At 62.3% G+C, this 4,068-nt stretch carries 2 protein-coding genes; both read left to right on the top strand.

Annotation, left to right across the window (positions count from 1 at the left end; genetic code table 11):
• Positions 1 to 2,254: hypothetical protein (locus AC2VOU_RS19675; protein ID WP_486958874.1), on the top strand; the 2,254-nt coding region annotated here is incomplete at its 5' end.
• A gap of 10 nt (positions 2,255 to 2,264) precedes the next feature.
• The coding region (locus AC2VOU_RS19670; RefSeq protein WP_486958873.1) for a DEAD/DEAH box helicase at positions 2,265 to 4,068 on the top strand (1,804 nt) is incomplete at its 3' end.

Genomic DNA, 4,068 nt, shown 5'->3' with positions numbered 1-4,068 from the left:
TCTCGCCGACGGCTCTGCGCTGTCGGTAGGAGGCAACTCACTCGCCACCCGTTCGATGGTGGTGGCCAACCTGCGCACAGGTTTCCTAAACTCTTCGCTGGACATCTCGCTGGGGCTGAGGCCGCTCTCGGCTGAGATGGACGGCCAAATGGAGGTGCGGTCCACCGACGGGTCCTGGCTAGACATTGGTTTCTCCCCGGGAACGGCCGGCCTTTGGCGGACGTCTTACAGCGAGGCAGTCGATTTCGGCTCCATGCTCGAAGGGCTGGTGCGTATCCGCCACGCTGGGGCCGATGATGGGGTCGAGTACAAGCATTTTCCCCGGACCGTCATACCGCTGGTCTACAACGAGCTTCAGTCGGCTTTTGTCGAAACGGAAAGGCTTGAGCTAGGCGCAGACTCGCTACTTCTGGTCCGGGGCGTAGCTCAGACGAAAGTGAAGACGAACGTCGTCGAGGAAGTCCGAGGCCTGCTTGCAGAGTCGGCTCGGCCGGGGTTCCAGCGCGTCGACGATCTGGCGGGCCTGCCGTCGGGTTGGGTTCTGTTCAAGGACGTCCAGCTCTTCGGCGCCCCGAACACCAAGCGGCTAAATGAGCTGGTGCCCTTGGCGCGTGACCAGCTCACCATCGCAGGCGGCCTGCGCATCCCCTCACGGATCCGTAAGTGGTCCTCGTTGAGCCCGCCCGAAGTTCGCGCGGCGGTGCAGAGTGAGTCCTCCTTGCGCGTCACGCTCACCGATGGCGCGACTGACGAGGCCATCTGCGAGTGGCGTTCAGAAGCCGGCGTTCTCGTCGTACCGCTTGCCGAGTCTCACCTCCAGGACGGTGATTACCGCGTCTCGCTATTCACTGGCGATAAGCCGAACCCAGCGCAGCAGGCCTCCATTCGTCTCAGGTCGAGCATGGACGTCGACGTCGCGTGGTCCAGCGCACCAAGACTGGTCTACAGGTTGGACGATCCGCATGGGATCGCATCGGCTTCGGAGGCCGGCGCCGACGACGGCTTATGGGTCGACGGAATGACGACGGACGGCGAGAGCGCTGTCGAGCCGAGCGTGCACGCCAGCGGCAAGGTCATCTGGTCCAATAGCCGACCACCGGTCAAGCGGACGACCATAAAAATCGGGACGCCCGATCCCTCCTCGTGCATAGTCACCGGCGCGCATTACATGCTGCTTCCCACCTGGTTCGGCGACAAGAGCGCTGCGAAATTCGTTGACGGCGAATGCAAATCGTGCGGCCTGGTCAAGAGATATCCGAGCTGGCCTGGCAAGAAATGGAAGAGGGGCTTTGGCGGTTCCGACGAGACGGTCGACGTGCATGACCTTGACGCAGTCGACCCGGGCACGGGCCCGGATTGGGACGTCGCACTCGACGCCCTGATGCACCTGGGCGGTGGCTCGATCAGCTCGTTGGAGTCGATCGCGCTGCAACTTCAAGGATCCTCGCTGTTCGTCGATAACTTCATCCGCACCCTAGAGGCGTTGGGGCACATAGCCGTCGAGCGTGACGACTTGTGGCGGGCGGCGCGCTGGGAAATATCCCCCACCTGCTTGGCTCAAACGACCGGCGGTGTGTACCGCTTCACCGGGTTTTGGCCATCGAGATTCGTCGAAGGCGTCGTCGAACAGGCGGGCAATCATGGCGCCAAAGTGAGCGTTGGCAAAGGGTCGGTCGGACCATCGACGTTCGCAGTGTCGGATCTCGACGGCGTCGCAGACCTCGCTATCGTCGATCCGAGTATCACCATCGCCGAGCAGTCGGGGCCCCGGATACTCGAAGCCCTCCCGCGTCTGTCGGCAGTGGGCAAATCGTTGCGCCGCACGCCGATGCCGGGCTTCCAATCGGCGGAACGCTTCGATGTGTCGTCGGCGAGCTGGACGATCACCGGCGACCCCTTCGCTCCGGGGGCGTACCGACTGCGTCGAGGATTCGAGTCGCTCTACGTGTTCCGAACCGCCGACGACGTTGACGCCGGAACCGCTGCGATCGCGCCAGTCCATCTCGCCAAACACTTGGCCGCCAATGACATTGGCAAGAGCCTGGTGAGTTACCAGAAGAATATTGAGACGATCCTGCTGCCCCAAGGCAGCGACCTTCCCGGGCTATACGGCCGCGCGATCGTTGCGATGTCTGGACATTTACCCGCCACAAAGAAGTTCTCGGTGCAGGACGGGTCTAAGCGTATTTGCCTGACCTACAACGATATTGAGCCCTACTCCGCGGACCTTCTGGTCACCCTTCTCGCCACCTAGGACACGCACCGTGCCACAAATCACTCCAGTGACGCTCGCCGACGAGCTTCGAGACGCCTACCTGCGATACTTCGACACCGCCTTCTGGCTCGATGACGAATCCGTCATGCGCGATCGCCGGGCACTACTCGAACAGAACCAGGCATTGGTCGGCCAGATCATGATCGAACCGGTGATCCCGTACGCGAACACTCAACGCCTTCTCGACGTCGCCAACCAGTCCGGCATCTCCGAGAAGGCCGCGCGCGATGTCGGCACGGCGCTATTTCCCGACGTCTCGCCCGACAGCCTCAAACTCCGCGAGCATCAGGCGCAATCCGTCTTGCGTCACTTCCAGAACGGCTCGGCCTCAGGCCGCAACGTCATCGTCACCTCAGGTACGGGCTCCGGCAAGACTGAGGCTTTCCTACTCCCGCTATTGCTGCGCCTGGTCAACGAGAGCGAGGCTTGGCAATCGCAGCATCAAGCACATTGGTGGTGGGCGACACCAAATTCGCCGTGGCAACCCATGCGTCACCCCGAGACCCGAGCGCCCGGCATGCGGGCAATGATCCTCTATCCGACCAACGCTTTGGTCGAAGACCAGATGACGCGTCTGCGCCGCGCTATTCGGCACCTGCGCGACGTCCGTCCGGACAAGCCGATTTGGTTTGGCCGCTACACCGGCAGCAGCCTCGGAACCAAGAGGAAGCCGTCCTCGGCGGCTGTCGGTCGCGAGATCGGCGCCGAATTACGGCAATACGAAAAGGAATACGTCGACCTGCAGGCCTCCCGGGCTGCCGGACGCACCGACATCGACCTGAGTCAATTCACCAATCCCCGGTCCGGCGAGATGATCACGCGTTGGGACATGATCGGACATGCGCCGGACGTACTCGTCACCAACTACTCAATGCTCAACACGACAATGATGAGGCACTTCGAAGATCCGATCTTCGAGCAGACGGCGACGTGGCTGAAAAGCGATCCCGCACACGTGTTCACCATGGTTGTCGACGAACTGCATCTCTACCGCGGGACACAAGGCAGTGAGGTCGCAATGATCGTGCGCGCCTTATTGCGACGACTCGGTCTCTCGCCGCAAGACCCGCAGCTGCGGGTGATCGCCACCTCGGCTTCGCTCACCAAAAGCCAAAGCGGACTGAACTATTTGGAACAGTTCTTCGGGGTGGAGCGCAGTACGTTTAGTATTCAGTCTGGCACGCAATTGCCCATTGCTGCGTCCAAAGGCATCACCGTCGAGGACGTGCGCCAAGGCCGTCTCGATTCCGCGGCCCTATCGCACGTACTCACCGCGGCCTGCCGTGATCCAGAGGAAAACCGGATCCGCGCGACGTCGGTCGATGACATCGCGACGCGCGTGTTTCCTGGCTCGCCGGAGGGCCGGGACCTCACTGAGTCACTTCTCCAACAGTTGGCCGACTCTGCTCCCACCCCCGCGTCGATACCGTTGCGCGGTCACGTCTTTGTTCGCAACCCGCGCGGCATTTGGGCATGCACTAACCCGCAGTGCCCCGGCGTTGCATCCGGGGGCCCCGACCGGAAGATAGGACGGCTTTACAACACCCCGTTGAGCGCGTGCGCGTCCTGCGGTTGTCGAGTACTGGAGCTGCTCTACTGCTACGAATGTGGCGATCTCAGCCTGGGAGGGTTCGTCGTCGCCCGCCAAGGCAATGAGGTCATGCTGGCCCCTGGGCCCGTCACCGAAAAACAGAGCGGAAAGCTCGTCTTCCTGCGCCCTGCGAAGGACTTCCTGTGGTACCGACCAGGTGTGCCCGACGACAGCCCAGGTCCCTGGACGAAGGATGGGGTGA

Source organism: Mycobacterium sp. TH-M25 (genome assembly GCF_057473665.1).
Note: the sequence above shows the minus strand (reverse complement) of the source record. Positions and strands in the feature narration are given on the sequence as shown.